The organism is Flavobacterium sp. CG_9.10, from assembly GCF_015752245.1.
In the GTDB taxonomy this organism is placed as follows: Bacteria; Bacteroidota; Bacteroidia; order Flavobacteriales; family Flavobacteriaceae; genus Flavobacterium.
In genome coordinates this window covers 18,802-34,767 of record NZ_JADOVD010000010.1, presented here as the reverse complement: position 1 = coordinate 34,767, position 15,966 = coordinate 18,802, and the positions used below count along the sequence as shown (strand labels likewise).

At 33.6% G+C, this 15,966-nt stretch carries 15 protein-coding genes; 8 read left to right on the top strand and 7 right to left on the bottom strand.

Annotation, left to right across the window (positions count from 1 at the left end):
- Positions 1-40 precede the first annotated feature (40 nt).
- Entirely contained in the window at positions 41-580 is a 540-nt protein-coding gene (locus IWX84_RS10030) for a hypothetical protein (RefSeq protein WP_196850611.1), read from the top strand.
- A 236-nt stretch (positions 581-816) separates the two neighbouring features.
- Here IWX84_RS10030 and IWX84_RS10025 read toward each other — a convergent pair whose 3' ends face one another.
- From IWX84_RS10025 to dapF, 5 genes are all read right to left on the bottom strand, one after another.
- On the bottom strand, positions 817-1,458 hold the full coding sequence (locus IWX84_RS10025; protein WP_196850610.1) for a peptidoglycan-binding protein LysM: 642 nt from the start codon (positions 1,456-1,458) through the stop codon (positions 817-819).
- Between the two features lie 97 nt (positions 1,459-1,555).
- The gene (locus IWX84_RS10020) at positions 1,556-2,401 is read right to left on the bottom strand and encodes a DUF2279 domain-containing protein (RefSeq protein WP_196850609.1); all 846 of its coding nucleotides are present in this window, start codon (positions 2,399-2,401) and stop codon (positions 1,556-1,558) included.
- Positions 2,402-2,478: 77 nt separating this feature from the next.
- Positions 2,479-3,519, bottom strand: a complete 1,041-nt coding sequence (mltG, locus tag IWX84_RS10015) for an endolytic transglycosylase MltG (protein WP_196850608.1) — start codon at positions 3,517-3,519, stop codon at positions 2,479-2,481.
- A 12-nt stretch (positions 3,520-3,531) separates the two neighbouring features.
- Positions 3,532-4,092: a GNAT family N-acetyltransferase gene (locus IWX84_RS10010; RefSeq protein ID WP_196850607.1), complete on the bottom strand. Its 561-nt coding sequence runs from the start codon at positions 4,090-4,092 to the stop codon at positions 3,532-3,534.
- 101 nt (positions 4,093-4,193) lie between these two features.
- Positions 4,194-4,976 carry a diaminopimelate epimerase gene (gene dapF, locus IWX84_RS10005; protein WP_196850710.1) on the bottom strand — a complete coding sequence of 261 codons (783 nt, stop codon included), beginning with the start codon at positions 4,974-4,976 and terminating at the stop codon, positions 4,194-4,196.
- 136 nt (positions 4,977-5,112) lie between these two features.
- Here dapF and IWX84_RS10000 point away from each other — a divergent pair, with 136 nt between their 5' ends.
- The 6 genes from IWX84_RS10000 (at position 5,113) to IWX84_RS09975 (ending at position 12,296) form a co-directional block, all read left to right on the top strand.
- Positions 5,113-6,513, top strand: a complete 1,401-nt coding sequence (locus tag IWX84_RS10000) for a trypsin-like peptidase domain-containing protein (RefSeq protein WP_196850709.1) — start codon at positions 5,113-5,115, stop codon at positions 6,511-6,513.
- Positions 6,514-6,671: 158 nt separating this feature from the next.
- Complete coding sequence (locus IWX84_RS09995; RefSeq protein ID WP_196850606.1) at positions 6,672-8,120, top strand: glyceraldehyde-3-phosphate dehydrogenase; 1,449 nt, start codon at positions 6,672-6,674, stop codon at positions 8,118-8,120.
- A 580-nt stretch (positions 8,121-8,700) separates the two neighbouring features.
- Positions 8,701-9,939 (top strand): YncE family protein, encoded by a 1,239-nt coding sequence (locus IWX84_RS09990; RefSeq protein ID WP_196850605.1) that lies wholly within the window; start codon positions 8,701-8,703, stop codon positions 9,937-9,939.
- A 505-nt stretch (positions 9,940-10,444) separates the two neighbouring features.
- Positions 10,445-11,293, top strand: coding sequence for a prolipoprotein diacylglyceryl transferase (lgt, locus tag IWX84_RS09985; protein WP_196850604.1), 849 nt, complete (start codon positions 10,445-10,447; stop codon positions 11,291-11,293).
- A gap of 443 nt (positions 11,294-11,736) precedes the next feature.
- The gene (locus tag IWX84_RS09980) at positions 11,737-11,982 is read left to right on the top strand and encodes an AbrB/MazE/SpoVT family DNA-binding domain-containing protein (protein ID WP_196850603.1); all 246 of its coding nucleotides are present in this window, start codon (positions 11,737-11,739) and stop codon (positions 11,980-11,982) included.
- On the top strand, positions 11,973-12,296 hold the full coding sequence (locus tag IWX84_RS09975; RefSeq protein ID WP_196850602.1) for a type II toxin-antitoxin system PemK/MazF family toxin: 324 nt from the start codon (positions 11,973-11,975) through the stop codon (positions 12,294-12,296). Before IWX84_RS09980 ends, IWX84_RS09975 begins: the two co-directional genes overlap by 10 nt.
- A gap of 66 nt (positions 12,297-12,362) precedes the next feature.
- On the opposite strand, the gene IWX84_RS09970 is transcribed toward IWX84_RS09975, so the two are convergent.
- Positions 12,363-12,821 carry an Lrp/AsnC family transcriptional regulator gene (locus IWX84_RS09970; protein WP_196850601.1) on the bottom strand — a complete coding sequence of 153 codons (459 nt, stop codon included), beginning with the start codon at positions 12,819-12,821 and terminating at the stop codon, positions 12,363-12,365.
- A gap of 213 nt (positions 12,822-13,034) precedes the next feature.
- Between IWX84_RS09970 and ald the strand changes: the two genes are divergently transcribed.
- Positions 13,035-14,165 carry an alanine dehydrogenase gene (gene ald / locus IWX84_RS09965; protein ID WP_196850600.1) on the top strand — a complete coding sequence of 377 codons (1,131 nt, stop codon included), beginning with the start codon at positions 13,035-13,037 and terminating at the stop codon, positions 14,163-14,165.
- A 296-nt stretch (positions 14,166-14,461) separates the two neighbouring features.
- Here ald and IWX84_RS09960 read toward each other — a convergent pair whose 3' ends face one another.
- Complete coding sequence (locus tag IWX84_RS09960) at positions 14,462-15,868, bottom strand: APC family permease (RefSeq protein ID WP_196850599.1); 1,407 nt, start codon at positions 15,866-15,868, stop codon at positions 14,462-14,464.
- Between the last annotated feature and the right edge of the window lie 98 nt (positions 15,869-15,966).

The window sequence follows — 15,966 nt, the reverse complement described above, 5'->3', positions numbered from 1 at the left end:
TCATAAAAAAAAATACATTATTAATTTAAAACTGAATATTATGAAAACATCTATTACTATTATTTTAGCTTTTTTGGCAGTAACATCCTCTTTGTATTCTCAAGTAGAAACTGGCAAAATTAAAATCGAAGAATTACCCGAAGTTGTTATTAAAAGAGCAGGAAAAGATTTTTCTGTTTTTTTACCAAGTAATAGCCCGGATCAAAGGGTAAAGTCTGTCGAGGAAAAATTTATCGCTTATGACCTTGGTAAAGATGCCGAAGGAGCTGAAGAATATCTTGTGATTATGAAGGCAAAAAATGGTTCATTGGCTGCAACTTATGATGATAAAGGTAAATTGATTCGTGTTGTAGAAGAATTCAAAAATGTAAGACTTCCCAATCAGGTGATTTACTCAGTTTATAGAACGTATCCTGGATGGACTATTGTTAATGATAAATTTCTCTACACACAAGAGAAAGGAGATGTTACCAAAAAACAGTATAATATAAAAATCAAAAAAGACAAGGACGTAGTTAAATTGGTAGTTAAACCAAATGGGGAAATAGTTAAAACAAGTAAACCAATGTTAATAAAATAAAAAGACAGAACGAAAAACCTGTCGTGAACACTTAAAATTGAGTAGTATATTAAACCCAAATTGCACGGATTTGCAAAAATTAATTAGTGCAAATTCGTGAAATTTGGGTTTTTATTTTTAAAATCAACTTAAAAATCAGTGTAAATCTGCTTAATAAGTACTACTTGTGTTATCAGTGTACTATTTTAAACTTGCTTCCAAACAACGGTACGTCAAGAGACACAATTTGTAATAATTTATATACTTTTTATAGTTGCATTACTGTCTGCTACGATAAATGAAGTGTCGTAGCCACCAAAGGCTTTCATATAACTTCGTATTGAAGTTCCATAAGCATCTCGAAAGGATCTTTTACCTTTATTTTTAAAAAATCTTCTTACTGTTCCAGGTCCTCCAAGGTGCGCTGCAGCCAGAATTCCTGATTCCGTGATATAAATTCCATTAAGAATAGTACCTTCATATTTCTCGATTTCTTTTTTCAATTCCCATTTATTTTGAGCTAAAAGTGCTATAAATGCTTTTTCTTGCATTTCGGGACTGTTCAAAAAAGCGGAACTACTATGTATTCCAACAGATTTTAATGTTTCTATACCAAATTGATATTTACCTAAGTATCCCAGAGAATTAACTTTTTTATATTTACTTTCCGATTCTCTGTAGCCGATTGCTTCTTTAAAACCAATAAAGAAATTGCCGGTAAAAGGGATATTCAATTTGGTGTAATCATTTTGTTGTTCAGAGGGAAATAAGTAGGGTGATCCGTCTGTTTCGTGAACTAAAAACCATGGGGTAGTTTCTAAATTAAAAGGTTTAAACCCTGAGCTTAAAAAAGCTATAATAATCGTCAAACCTGAGTAAAAATACCATTTCTTTATCATAAATTGTTTTTCTTCAAAACGCTGTCCCGTTAAGAAATTTCTGCGGGCAAAGATACAACAATTTAATTTATACTGATTTTCAGCCTGTTAAATAATTCTAAAAATAGATTAAGTGCCATTTAATTCCGTTTAAGTGCGTGATTTCTATCGTTGGCGCTGGAATTTTTACTGTATTTAAAACAGAAAAAACCGTCTTTAAAAAATGGGATTTTGTATTTATTTTAGTCAAATCGGCGTCCAAACTGAGATAAAACTGTCTGAATCTCTGTGGATTATACGTTACATTTTGGGCGTAATTTTCCTTATTTCCTGTAACCATTCCTTCTGCTCCATAACCCACAGCCAGATTTAACCATTTTGGGATTTTTGAGCCCTTTGAAAAGGAATGTAAATTGACAGAAAGCCAATAGGTTTGACCATTATAATCTTTTAGAATTTGTTCTGTAAATGAACTTCCTAACACTTCCGGTCTATAACTGGGGTATTGTGTCGTATGAAATGAAAATTTAGGGGTTATCCGTTGTTCTTTCCACAATAATTCTTGAGAAACATACAAAGCGGTACCGGAAGCATTAGCAATTATATCACCTGTAGAAGCGCCCCATTCCGCTGAAAACCCGTCAAAAACCTCAACAGCAGTAAGGAAAACAAATCCTAAACCGGCTCCGTAAACCAGCTGCTTTTTTTTACTGGCTCCGCTCCAATTCAACAATTCTGCACCAGCTCGCCCCAAATGATAGGCCGAAAATAAATGTCCTGCTTTATCCATTTGAAGCCATTCGGAATTATCATTTATAAAATGAAAATTAGATTTTGGATAATCGGCATACCAAAGTTGGTTTAAGCCTACCAAAGCTCCTGAAGCCAATACGGCTTCAGAAATGATTACCGTATTTTGCCTTTTACTATTTAAAGAATCCGATGGTTTCAGGAAACTCTCCATTTTATTTTGACCAAAAACAGGTTGGAGGCCAATCAAAAATAAAAGAAGAAAACAATAGTTTTTTTTATATTTCAAAACTATCTCTTTACACCTTGACTGTTTATCCAATCCGAATATTTTTTGGCATTCACGTTATGTTCTTCTAAAGTGGTCGCAAATTCATGATATCCAAAACGCTCCACGCTTGCACAGAAATAGATGTAATTGTTTTTTTCTGGATTTAAAACTGCTTCTAATGCCGTAATATCGGGCATTGCGATTGGTCCTGGAGGCAGACCAACATTCATATACGTGTTATAAGGTGAGGCAATTTTTAGATCATTATAAAATACTCTTTTGATTACTTGGTCAAAATCGTTAAACTTCAATTTTAAAGCATATATAACAGTGGGATCCGCTTGAAGAGGCATTTGCAATCTTATACGATTTAAATAAGCGCCCGCAATTCTTGGTCTTTCATCTTTTTTTACGGACTCTTTATGAACAATCGATGCCAAAATTGTAGCTTGGATTGGAGTCAATCCTTGTTTTGCTGCTTTTGCTACACGCTCTTTATTCCAAAAATTTCTATATTCCTTAATCATTTTATCTCGGAATTTTTCAGCCGAAGTATTCCAATACGTTTCATATGTATTTGGAATAAACAATGCCAACACATTTTCGTTAGTGAAACCGTTTTCTTTTAAAAATATAGAATCTTTAAAAGATTTCAATAAGGACAAACTGTCTGATTCAATTTGAGAACCTACTCTTCCCGCTAAATTCTCCAGTCTTTCTTGGTTATTGAATGCTAAATTCACAGGAACATTTGTTCTTAAAGCCTTTACCAGATTGTAACTGCTCATTCCTTTTGTGAATAAAAATCGTCCTGGATTTACATTGTCTGGATAACTTCTTTTATCGGCAACCATTTCAAAACGATCTATGTTTTGAACATAAGGGGCAATTATTTTTTTGACATTATCATAGGTCGAACCCGTTGGGACATACACATAGACTTCTTTCTCTGAAAATTTTGTATTATCAGAAAAAATTTGACGTACTAAAACAAATCCGTAAACGATTAATCCTGTTATTAAAACAACAGATACGATTGTTATAATTTTTTTTATATTCAAAATAATTATTGTTTAAAATTGCTGCGTCAGTTCGCTGTCGCTCGCGTGATTATTAATTAATTGAAAAATAGCTTCGTCTTTATAATTGCCGTTTACTAAATTCCAATCTTTTTTTATTCCTATACTTTGAAAGCCAAATTTAGTAAAAAGAGCTATACTAGCCACATTTTCTGTACCAATATTTGCATATAATTGATGCAAATTAAGATGGCGAAAAGCATACTGAATTAACAACGCTAAGGCTTCAGAACCAATATTTTGCTTGCGGTTTTCATGCCCTTGTAACATTATACCAACTCCTGCTCTATTATTTTTTGGATCAAAATCAAACAAATCAATTAATCCCAATGCCGGAAAATCCTGATCTTGACAAATAGCCAATCGCAATTGCTTGGCTTCATAAATATCCTGGTGCGCATTTTCTAAATATTGTTTCACTAAAAACCGACTATAAGGTGTATTAGTGTTACTTACTTCCCAAATACTTTGATCATTTTCGACGGCATAAATAAACTCTAAGTCATTTGGTTCTAATGCACGAATATAGATATTCTCTCCTTTTAATGTTATCATTTTAAATTTAGGATTTAGGAATTCAGAATTAGGAATTAACGCTTCGACTATACTTCGACTTCTCTCACTGTAGACTTCCTAAGGTGACGTAAGGATTTTGTTTAAATTTCAATAGTTCCTTTGAATACAAATTCGGCTGGTCCTTTTAGGAAAACATTCGTGAACATACCGTCTTTTTTATCAAAAGAAACAGTCAGTTTTCCGCCTTCCACATGCAAAATAATTGAACTGGCATTCGTTTTTCCTAATTCATTCATGGCTATAGCTACTGCTGTTGCGCCAGTTCCGCAAGAAAGTGTTTCATCCTCTACTCCTCTTTCGTAGGTTCTTAAAGAAAAAGTTGCTTCATCGATTTGCTTTACAAAATTGATGTTGCTTCCTTCTTTTCCATACAAATCTCCGTATCTGATTATTGCTCCATTTTCTTTTACATTAAAATCTTCTAAATTCTCTACCAATTGAACATGATGCGGGGAACCCGTATTGAGAAAAACATAATCGGGATGAGTCTTAATAGTGGAAACATCAATCATTTGCAAAGAAACTAATCCGTCTTCGCCAATTGTTGCATGATGTACCCCATCAATCGCTATAAAAATAGTGCTGTTTTGAATCACATTTCGATTTTTGGCGAAAGCCACCAAACATCTTCCTCCATTACCACACATCGAACTTTGATTTCCATCGGAGTTGTAATAGACCATTTTAAAATCAGTTTCCGTGTCATTTTCCAATAAAATAAGCCCGTCGCCGCCTATGCCAAAACGCCGGTCACATAAATGAGCGATGAGTTGAATATTATCTTTTGGAAAAAAATCCGAACGATTATCAATCATTACGAAATCATTCCCGGTTCCTTGGTATTTATAAAATTCTATTTGCATTTTATTTGAATTGTGTTGTACAAAAGTACGAACTATTAATGAAATGTTAATCATTGTTAAAGAGCGTTAAACCGTATTGTGAGAAAACAATTTAGTTTTATTTTTACCTGTAAATAATTTAAAAATGAATTCTAACATGAACCGATTTTCAACCTTATTTTTAGTGTCATTATTAAGCGGAGCCACTACATTGGGCGCGTACAAGTTATTATTTGACAATAACGGATATTTTTCCAACAGGAACAACCCAACTGTCACCCTGGCATCTGAATCATTTGGTAAAAACGTAGGACTATCCGTAGAAAATGTTGATTTTACGGAAGCTGCCGAAAAAACGATTCACACCGTGGTTCACGTAAAAAACGTGTCCCGAAAAACAGTCAATGATCCCATGTTAGAATATTTTTACGGATACCAAGGCGGACAAACTCAGGAGCAAGTAGGAACAGGATCCGGTGTAATAATTTCGGAAGACGGCTATATTGTAACGAATAATCACGTGATAAAAGACGCAACGGAAATTGAAATCACACTAAATAATAAAAAATCATACAAAGCAAAACTCATTGGAACCGATTCCAAAATGGACATTGCTTTATTAAAAATTGATGCCGATGAAAAATTACCCTATACCGCTTTTGCCAATTCTGATTCGGTTAAAATTGGAGAATGGGTTCTGGCAGTTGGAAACCCGTATAATTTAACTTCAACGGTTACCGCTGGGATTGTTTCGGCAAAAGCGAGAGATTTAGGTACTAGCGGAATTCAATCATTCATACAAACCGATGCCGCTGTAAATCCTGGGAATAGCGGTGGCGCGTTAGTGAATACACGAGGGGAATTAATTGGAATCAATACCATGATTTCATCGATGACGGGTTCTTATGTTGGGTATTCCTTTGCAGTTCCATCCAATATTGCCCGTAAAATAATTGAAGACATTATGGAATTCGGGAATGTGCAAAGAGGAATTCTAGGCGTTGAAGGAGGCGAATTGAATTCAAATGCTTCAAAAGAACTGGGTATTCCGGAAACGCAAGGTTTTTACATAAAAGATGTAACTAAAAATTCAGGTGCCGAGAGATCCGGACTTGAAAAAGGGGATATTATCATAAAACTGGATAATCAAAATGTGGCGACCTATGCAGACCTTTCGGGTTACATTAATACAAAAAGACCAAATGACAAAGTTCAGGTAACTTTTATCAGAGATGGAAAAAACAGAGTTCTCCCAGTTGTATTAAGCAAAAATGAATTTTTTAGTACCGAATTTAAAGGAATGGAACTGGAGAATATCAATGCGACTGACAAAAAGAAATATAATCTGGATTATGGAGTGAAAATTAAATCAATCACGAATGATAATCTAAAACAATATGAAAACGAACTTAAAGGAAATATAATTCTGAATATTGATAATGAAAAAGCAAAAGATATTGAGACCGTTTCTAAACTTTTGAGTAAAAAAGAAGAAAGCCAAAGCGTTCGAATAGAAATGATCAATAAAAACGGTGAAATTCTAAAAATTATTATCTAAATATTTTTCCAATCCAATTTAACAACCATCTTGCAAAAACAAGATGGTTTTTTTTATTTCAAAAATAAATCACAAAATAGCTTACGAAATCGATTGAAATAGGTATTTTTGCGCCAAATTTAAAAAAATAACTACTAAATTTTTACAAATTTTCACCTATGAATAATACAACTTTGTACCAAAAAGAAGTTTCATTTCAAGTCGACAGACGACGTGCCGGAGTCGAGTTAATCAAAATTATTAGCGATTTATGGTATGACAAATCCATAGAAATGGTTTTATTTAAAAATCAGTTGCTGGATAAAAACGTAAATGAGATCATCAACTTGCATCAATATGCAGGTGAATTTGTGGGGAAACCAATTACCGTTTTCGATTCGGTTGAAATTGCCAGAGTCATTTTAGAATTGGATTTACCGCCTTCCAAATTGGACATTGGTAAACTTACCTACGAATATCGTTTAGAAGACGAAAAATATCCAGACGCAAGACATTTTGTAATCGACAAATTAAAGGAAGCTAAATCTACTGAGGAAATTCAACCTAAAGATGTGATACTTTATGGATTTGGTAGAATTGGACGTTTATTGGCCAGAGAATTAATGTCAAAAACCGGAAAAGGAAATCAATTGCGATTGAGAGCCATTGTAACCAGAGATAAAAATGACGCTTCAAGTCTGGAGAAAAGAGCTTCTTTATTGCGCTACGACTCTATTCATGGTGATTTTCAAGGTTCAGTAACTGCTGATCCCGAAAATAATGCGCTAATCATCAACGGAACCACCGTTCATGTGATCACAGCAAATTCACCGGAGGAAATTGACTATACACTTTATGAAATTGACAACGCTCTAGTGATTGATAACACTGGCGCTTTCACAACGCATGAAGCATTAAGCCGACATTTAAGTTCAAAAGGAGTAGAAAAAGTGTTGCTTACCGCTCCTGGAAAAGGAGTTCCAAATATCGTTCACGGTGTAAACCAAAACGAATACAATCCGGATGAAATAAATATTTTCTCGGCAGCATCTTGTACTACAAATGCTATTACGCCAATTCTAAAAGCAGTCGAAGACACTTTGGGCGTTGTAAAAGGGCATTTAGAAACCATTCATGCCTATACCAATGACCAAAATTTAGTAGACAACATGCACAACAAATACCGTCGTGGTAGAGCTGCTGCACTAAATATGGTAATTACCGAAACTGGTGCTGGAAGTGCTGTTGCAAAAGCGTTGCCATCGCTGGAAGGAAAATTAACGTCTAATGCGATTCGGGTTCCCGTTCCTAATGGTTCACTTGTTGTTTTGAATCTTGAAGTATCCAGAGAAACTTCTGTACAGGAAATCAATGCCATTATGAAAAAATATGCACTAGAAGGTGAACTGGTAGAACAAATAAAATATTCCTTGAATAACGAGTTGGTTTCTTCGGATATCGTGGGTACATCGGCACCTTCAATTTACGACAGTAACGCAACAATCGTTTCTAGAGATGGAAAGAATATCGTCTTGTATATTTGGTATGACAACGAATATGGCTACAGCCATCAAGTAATACGATTGGCGAAATACATTGCTAAAGTAAGACGTTTTACGTATTACTAGCGTTCGTTTTAGTTATCGTTTTTTTAGTTTTTAGTTTTTTTAGACTAAAATCCGTCTCGTTTGCAAGAACTTGGCGGATTTTTTTGTTTAAAAGATTTAGATTTTCTTATAATCATCGGGCGATTATTTTGGGCGTGCCCTCCGTGATTTTTTCATCGTTCCTCCTTGCAAAGTCACTGCGGTCGGGCTATACGTTTCTCTCGTCCCAAGAGACGAGATTTACTGCTAACCCTCACGCAAACCCTGCTCAAAATCACATTAATTTTCCCAAATTGAATTTCAAATACGGTAGGAATTCACATCATGTTATATTATTTTTGTAAGAATAAAACACTATATTTGATTTGTTGAACTGCACTTAATTATAGTCAAATTCCTTATAATTTTATCGAGAATAGAAGTATAAAAAGTGACATATTAGGTTTGTTGATAGAAAAAAACACGATGCGTTTTTTGTGTTGCTGAAATTAAAATAGTAACAATCAAGTAAATTAAATATTTAGCACTTTCTAAGGAGTAGTATACATTTAAGAGTTAGCAGAAAACTAAAAAAAACAAAATCAACAAAAATTAAATAAAAATGAAAAAAATTCTACCTTTTCTATTGCTTGGAAGTAGCATGTTAACATTTGCACAATTACAGGTTAATACACTAAACTTAACAACAAATGATTTGGTATACGATTCATTTACAAATAAAATTTATGCAAGTATCCCTAGTTCAAATGGTTCAAACGGAAATAGTATTGGAATCATTAATCCTACTAATAATACATTAGTAAACACTGTCTTTATAGGTAGTGAGCCTACAGTTTTGGCAATTTCTGATAATGGTCAATATATATATTCCGGCTTTAGCGGTTCTTCAACAGTTAGAAGATTTGATGTTGCAAATCAAACTGCAGGTCTTCAATTTAGTTTAGGAAGTGACCCTTCTACAGGTTCGTTTTATGTGGAAGATATTGAAGTTATGCCAGGTCAATCAACAACTATTGCTATTTCAAGAAAAAATAATGGCTTTTCACCTAGACACGAAGGAGTTGTAATTTACGACAATAATGTCATGAGACCAACAACAACACCTGACCATACAGGAAGTAACAGAATAGAATTTACAAGTCCAAACGCATTAATTGGATACAATAATGAAACAACCGAGTTTGGAATTAGAAGATTATCTGTAAATAATAGTGGAGTAACTAATGTAAGTGTAGCTCAAAATGTTTTATCTAACTTTTATTTAGATTTTATTTACAAAGACAATTATCTGTATTCATTTGACGGTAAAGTTGTAGATATTACAACTGCACCATTCGTAATTGGAAAATTTACAAATACAACAGGTCCAGTTGTTTATGATACATATTACAATAGAGTTTGCTTTGCAAGTTATGATTTTTCTGGAAATATTACATTCAAGAGGTTTAACCCAAATACATTTTTGCTTTTTGATAGTTTACCTATTTCGCAAGCATTTGGTTCAGTGAAGAATATTATAACATGCGGAAATGGTTGTTACGCCTTTAATACAACTGACAATAAAGTTATAATTATTAAAGATTCTACTTTGGGATTATCTGAATTAGAAACTAAAAATAGATTAACCATTTATCCAAATCCCACATCAGATTATTTATATATTAAAAGTGATATAGAAATAAAAGAAATCATAATTTCTGATTTAAATGGTAGAATAATAAATAATATTGATCTTGTAGATAATAAAATATCTTTAAAAAATTTAGAAACTGGTTTATATATAGCGAAATTGATAGATATTAATGGTAACGTAATGACCGAAAAAATTATAAAAAAATAGGCTAATACCAATCGCAAATGCTTTGCGTGACTTGCAAAACTAACAATGAAGCATTTGTTCCACGAAATTATTGAAATGTCGCCCGTATCGGGTTATCATAATTGGAGTTTAAAAAATTTAAGAGGCTAAAGCGCCTCTTTTTTTTATGGAATACTGTTTTTGCAGTATTTATAACTTTTTTACGCCACTAAAAAATTCGGAAAACAATTGTATACAATTTAAAAAGTGTCTTTATTTTGTAAGAATAAAACACTATATTTGATTTGTTGAACTGCACTTAATTATAGTCAAATTCCTTATAGTTTTATTAGGGATAGGAATATAAAAAGTGAGAGATCCAATTCGTTAATACACAAAAAAACGCAATGCATTTTTTGCACTACAGAAACTAAAATATTAAAAATCAACATATTAAATAATTAGCAATTTTAAGGAGTTGCGTCTATTTGAGAGTTCGTGGCTAGCTTACCGCAAAATTGCAGGAAATAGAAATTAATAAAAAAAAATGATTGCATTATACATAAATTGGGATTTTGACTCTGAAATAATTAATATTTTCGGGTTTCCATTAAAATATTACGGACTTTTATTTGGTTCTGGTTTACTTTTATGCGCATACATTCTAAAAGGAATTTTCAAAAGAGAAAACTTAAACGATAGCGCACACGAAGCATTGTTTATATACGGTATAGTTGGCATTTTTGTCGGAGCAAGACTTGGACATTGTCTATTTTATGACTTTGAGTATTATTCAAAAAATATATTAGAAATATTTTTACCAATCAAAATAAATCAAATTGGAGAAATAAAATTTACTGGCTATACTGGCTTAGCAAGCCACGGCGGAACAATCGGATTGATTGTTTCACTTTATCTATATTCAAAAAAATACGAAATAAAATATCTTAAAATACTTGATTTAATTGCAATTGTTGCACCACTTGGCGCAACATTTATAAGACTTGCTAATTTAATGAACTCGGAAATGATTGGTAATCCGACTACAATGCCTTGGGCATTTATTTTTAGACGTGTTGACAATATACCAAGACATCCAGCCCAACTTTATGAAGCAATTGCGTATCTAATAATTTTCATTATAGTTTTTACTATTTACAAAACGGAAAACATAAAGTTAGGAAATGGTTTCTTGTTTGGTTTAGCAATAACTTTAATTTTCATAATGAGAATTTTAATTGAGTTTGTAAAAATAAATCAAGTGGAATTTGAAGATGGAATGAAATTAAATATGGGACAAATGTTGAGTATTCCATTTATAATAATAGGAATGTATTTCACGGGTAAAAACTTAATAAAAAAGAACCTAAATAAAAAACCAGCCACCAACAGCTAAGGCTTTGTTGGGCTTGCAAAACTAACAATGAAGCCTTTGTTGAACGAAATGAAATTCATTGAACACCAATAAAATATAAAGAAGTGGGATAAACCGGTTGAGATTCCGCTCATATGGGGCTATCATTATTGGATATTAAGAAATTAAAGAGGCTAGATTGCTTCTTTTTTTATGGAATACTGTTTTTGCAGTAGTTAAAATTTTTTTTTGCGCCACTAAAAAATTCGAAAAACAATTGTATACAATTTAAAAAGTGTCTTTCTATCGTGCGATATATTAACTATTGCTACTCCACATTAACTTAAAAAAACCTTTATAGGTTTTTACTACGATAGCTATCGCATAAACTGCCGTTATGTTGCACAGCCAAAAAAAATAATGGTTTAAAGTAGTTGAAGCTAAAAAAAATGTAATAACTTTGTGGCTACTAAATTAAAAAGGTTATGGATATTTCTGTTATTCAAATTGGAAATTCTAAAGGAATTCGTTTATCGAAAACTTTATTAGAAAAATATAATATCACGGATAAAGTAGAACTTATTCTTGAAAAAGGATATATTATCCTAAAACCGAAATCTGAACCAAGAAGCGGTTGGGAAAATGCTTTTGAAAAAATGCATAAAAATGGCGACGATAGTTTGTTAATAAATGACTTCTTTGAAGACGAAAATCTCGAAGAATGGAGTTAAAACAGTATCAAATAGTTTTAGTCAATCTGGATCCAACCATTGGAAGTGAAATGAAAAAAACACGTCCTTCGATAATAATTTCACCAAACGAAATGAATAAATTTTTGCAAACTATCGTCATTGCACCGATAACGAGTAGTTCGAAAACTTATCCAACAAGAATTGAAATTAACCATAACAAAACCAAAGGCTGGATTGTTTTAGACCAAATCAGAACAGTTGACAGGCAAAGAATAATAAAAACGGTGGGCAATCTGAATGAAAAAGAAATTGAAAAAGTAAAAAGTATCTTGAAAGAAACTTATGTAGATTAGACAAACAACGTCAGTTCACGGCAGTTTTTATGTAAAGCCTCACAACATTATTTCAATCAAAAAACCCTAAATCGGCAAAACGGTCGTACTTTTCACTTCCGAAATCACAAAAAAAGTATTGATTAGAGAAACTTCGGGTAAAATCGATAATTTCTTTTGATGAAAATGATGGTAACTTTCCATGTCCGGCAACACGATTTTAAGCATGTAATCAAAACTTCCGGAAACGAAATTACATTCTACCACTTCGGGGAAATTCAATATCGATTGGTTGAATCCTTCGGAGATATCATAATTCTGTTTGACTAAAGTTACTTGACAATATACGGTCAGGTTTATTCCTAATTTTTTTTTGTTCAAAACAGACACATACCTATCTATAATACCCTCTTTTTCAAGTCGTTTCACACGATCATGAACCGGCGTCAAGGAAAGATTTATTTTATTTGAAATGTCTTTTAGCGTCAAATGAGCATCTTCCTGCAGCAGACGTAAGATTTTTTTGTCGGTTTCGTCTAGTATCATAATGAAAAAAAGAGTTAATGAAATCGATATAGTACCGATTCTCAGATATTTTTTCTTTTTAGAAATATAAAAAGTTTCTTATTCAGAAATATTTACTGCTAAATTACCAAATAAAATTAATATTTTCTTAATTAATAACCGTATAACAATAATATTTTCTTACTGTATTATTTTTGTTGTTCAATAATACTATTAACTATTAAACTTATAAATATGATAATCGGAATTCCAAAAGAAATCAAAAATAACGAAAATCGTGTAGCGCTTACACCAGCAGGAGTTGCTGAATTCAAAAAACAAGGTCATACCGTTTACGTTCAAGCAAGTGCTGGAGAAAACAGTGGTTTTAGTGATAAAGCCTATGGTGAAGCTGGAGCAACATTATTGCCAACAATAGAAGACGTTTACAGCATTGCTGAAATGATCATCAAAGTAAAAGAACCTATTGCTTCTGAATATCCCTTGATCAAAAAAGACCAATTATTGTTTACATATTTTCACTTTGCTTCTTCTGAGCCATTGACTCATGCTATGATTGAGCGTGGAGCAGTTTGTTTGGCTTATGAAACAGTAGAAAAAGCAGATCGTAGTTTGCCTTTGTTGGTACCAATGTCAGAAGTGGCTGGACGTATGTCAATTCAAGAAGGGGCTAAATATTTAGAGAAACCATTAAAAGGAAAAGGTATCCTTTTAGGCGGAGTTCCGGGAGTTCCTCCTGCTAAAGTTTTAGTTTTAGGTGGTGGTATCGTAGGTACACAAGCTGCAAAAATGGCTGCTGGATTCGGAGCTCAAGTAACTATTATGGATGTGAGTTTAGCGCGTTTACGTTATTTATCTGACGTGATGCCTGCTAATGTAACTACTGTTATGTCTAACCATTACAATATCGTTGAAGCTATCGCTACTGCTGATTTAGTTATTGGTGCGGTATTGATTCCAGGTGCAAAAGCGCCACATTTAATCACTCGTGATATGTTGAAATTAATGGGTCCTGGAACTGTAGTAGTGGATGTAGCGGTTGATCAAGGTGGATGTATCGAAACTTGTACTCCTACAACTCACGAAGATCCAACATTCATCATTGATGATATCGTTCACTATTGCGTAGCGAATATGCCAGGTGCTGTTCCTTATACTTCTACTTTAGCGTTGACTAATGCTACTTTACCTTATGCGTTGCAATTAGCAAACAAAGGATGGAAAAAAGCATGTGAAGACAACGAAGAATTGAAAAAAGGATTGAACGTTGCTGAAGGAAAAATCGTTTATAGAGGAGTAGCTGAAGCTTGGGGATTGCCTTTTAACGAAGTGGCATCTGTATTGAATGATTTAGCTACAGCTTAATTAATTCGAAAGAATAAACAAACAAGTTCCCACTTGTTACTATAAATAGAAAATCCGTCCCGTTATTAAACGAGACGGATTTTTTTTGATGCTTTTTTTAAAAATGCAGCTAAGATTTTTTAACCATCTAGAAAAACAGTCTTTCTTTTTTTAACATATAAGACATATAAGTTAAAAAAGATCCTAACTGAATAAAATGCAATCCCAGCTTTATATACAAGTTCTTACATTACTTATATGTTTAAAAACACCGCCAAACTTGTTTCGCCTGAACACTGAACACTGAACACTGAATACTATTCCTTAGCTTTCGTCAAGTAATAAATAGGGATTCCAATCAGCATAATCAAAACGCCCCATCCGCTTGTGCTTGTTTTAGTATATAATAAGGCCAGACAAATGGCACTTGCAATAACAATATAGAGTCCCGGTAAAAAAGGATATCCAAAAGCTTTATACGGTCTTTCGGCATCTGGCATTTTCTTGCGGAGAATAAATATTCCTAAAATAGTCAGTATATAAAATATCAAAACGATGATTACTACAAAATCTAATAAATCACCATATTTCCCTGTCAAACACAAAGCCGAAGCCCAAAAACACTGCACCCATATTGACCACGCCGGAACACTCGCTTTATTCAATTCGGCAGCTTTCTTGAAGAAAACACCATCTTGAGCCATCGTATAATACACTCTGGCGCCTGCCATAATCAATCCGTTGTTACAGGCAAAAGTCGAAATCATAATCATCACAGCAATAATCAAAGTCCCAACTGATCCAAAGATAACTTGTGAAGCCACAACAGCAACTCGATCAGACTCGGCCGTGGCAATACCTTGCAAAGGCACAACAGCCAGATACATCACATTGGCCAAAATATAAATAACACTAACAATTAAGGTTCCTAAGAACAAACTCAATCCCACGTTGCGTTTTGGATTTTTAATCTCCCCAGCAATAAAAGTCACCCCTTCCCAAGCTACACTTGAGAACAACGAACCCACTAAAGCAGCTGAAATAGCCGAAATCAATGTCACTCCGCTTATTGGCATCCAAGATCCATTCGTCACATCCATAGATTGCGACGCCCAGGCATTGGTCCAATTGGCATCCCATACTTCCGCTTTCGCAGCCATGAAACCAAAAATAATCAAACCTGCCAAAGACAAAATCTTGATTACAGTAAGAACCGTTTGTAAAATCTTAGAGTTTTTCACTCCACGACTATTAATATAACTCAATAAAATAATAGTGAAAATAGAAACAATTTGAGCGGCATTTAGCTTAAAACTGCCCAATTCATACAGAATATTTTTGTCACTTAAAGGAGCATACAAATACGCTGCAAATTTAGCAAAAGCCACACCCACGGCGGCAATCGTCCCCGTTTGTATCACGGCAAAAAAGCTCCAACCGTATAAAAAACCAATCAGTTTTCCGTAGGCTTCTTTAATATACACATATTGCCCACCAGCCTTTGGAAACATCGCGCTCAACTCGCCATAACTCACGGCAGCAATCACAGTAATGGTTCCTGTAAGAACCCACATAGCGATAAGCCAACCGGCAGAACCCAACTGGCGCACCATATCCGAACTCACAATAAATATCCCCGAACCTATCATAGAACCCACCACAAGCATGGTTCCGTCGAGTAATCCTAATTCTCTTTTAAAATCTTCTGGTTTTTGGTCTTCCATATATTGGGTTTTTGGTTTTTAGTTGGCTAAAGATATACTTTTTTTGGAAATTTCATAAAATGGAGCCGAAAATGACAAACTCGTTTTTTGTTTTGGGC

Excerpts from the sequence above, each read along its gene's own strand:
- IWX84_RS10025 (WP_196850610.1), bottom strand. The coding sequence starts at position 1,458 with ATGATAAAGAAATGGTATTTTTACTCAGGTTTGACGATTATTATAGCT.
- IWX84_RS09995 (WP_196850606.1), top strand. The coding sequence starts at position 6,672 with ATGAATAATACAACTTTGTACCAAAAAGAAGTTTCATTTCAAGTCGAC.
- IWX84_RS10030 (WP_196850611.1), top strand. The coding sequence starts at position 41 with ATGAAAACATCTATTACTATTATTTTAGCTTTTTTGGCAGTAACATCC.
- IWX84_RS09990 (WP_196850605.1), top strand. The coding sequence starts at position 8,701 with ATGAAAAAAATTCTACCTTTTCTATTGCTTGGAAGTAGCATGTTAACA.
- IWX84_RS09970 (WP_196850601.1), bottom strand. The coding sequence starts at position 12,821 with ATGATACTAGACGAAACCGACAAAAAAATCTTACGTCTGCTGCAGGAA.
- IWX84_RS10020 (WP_196850609.1), bottom strand. The coding sequence starts at position 2,401 with ATGGAGAGTTTCCTGAAACCATCGGATTCTTTAAATAGTAAAAGGCAA.
- lgt (WP_196850604.1), top strand. The coding sequence starts at position 10,445 with ATGATTGCATTATACATAAATTGGGATTTTGACTCTGAAATAATTAAT.
- dapF (WP_196850710.1), bottom strand. The coding sequence starts at position 4,976 with ATGCAAATAGAATTTTATAAATACCAAGGAACCGGGAATGATTTCGTA.
- IWX84_RS09980 (WP_196850603.1), top strand. The coding sequence starts at position 11,737 with ATGGATATTTCTGTTATTCAAATTGGAAATTCTAAAGGAATTCGTTTA.
- IWX84_RS09975 (WP_196850602.1), top strand. The coding sequence starts at position 11,973 with ATGGAGTTAAAACAGTATCAAATAGTTTTAGTCAATCTGGATCCAACC.
- ald (WP_196850600.1), top strand. The coding sequence starts at position 13,035 with ATGATAATCGGAATTCCAAAAGAAATCAAAAATAACGAAAATCGTGTA.
- IWX84_RS09960 (WP_196850599.1), bottom strand. The coding sequence starts at position 15,868 with ATGGAAGACCAAAAACCAGAAGATTTTAAAAGAGAATTAGGATTACTC.
- IWX84_RS10000 (WP_196850709.1), top strand. The coding sequence starts at position 5,113 with ATGAACCGATTTTCAACCTTATTTTTAGTGTCATTATTAAGCGGAGCC.
- IWX84_RS10010 (WP_196850607.1), bottom strand. The coding sequence starts at position 4,092 with ATGATAACATTAAAAGGAGAGAATATCTATATTCGTGCATTAGAACCA.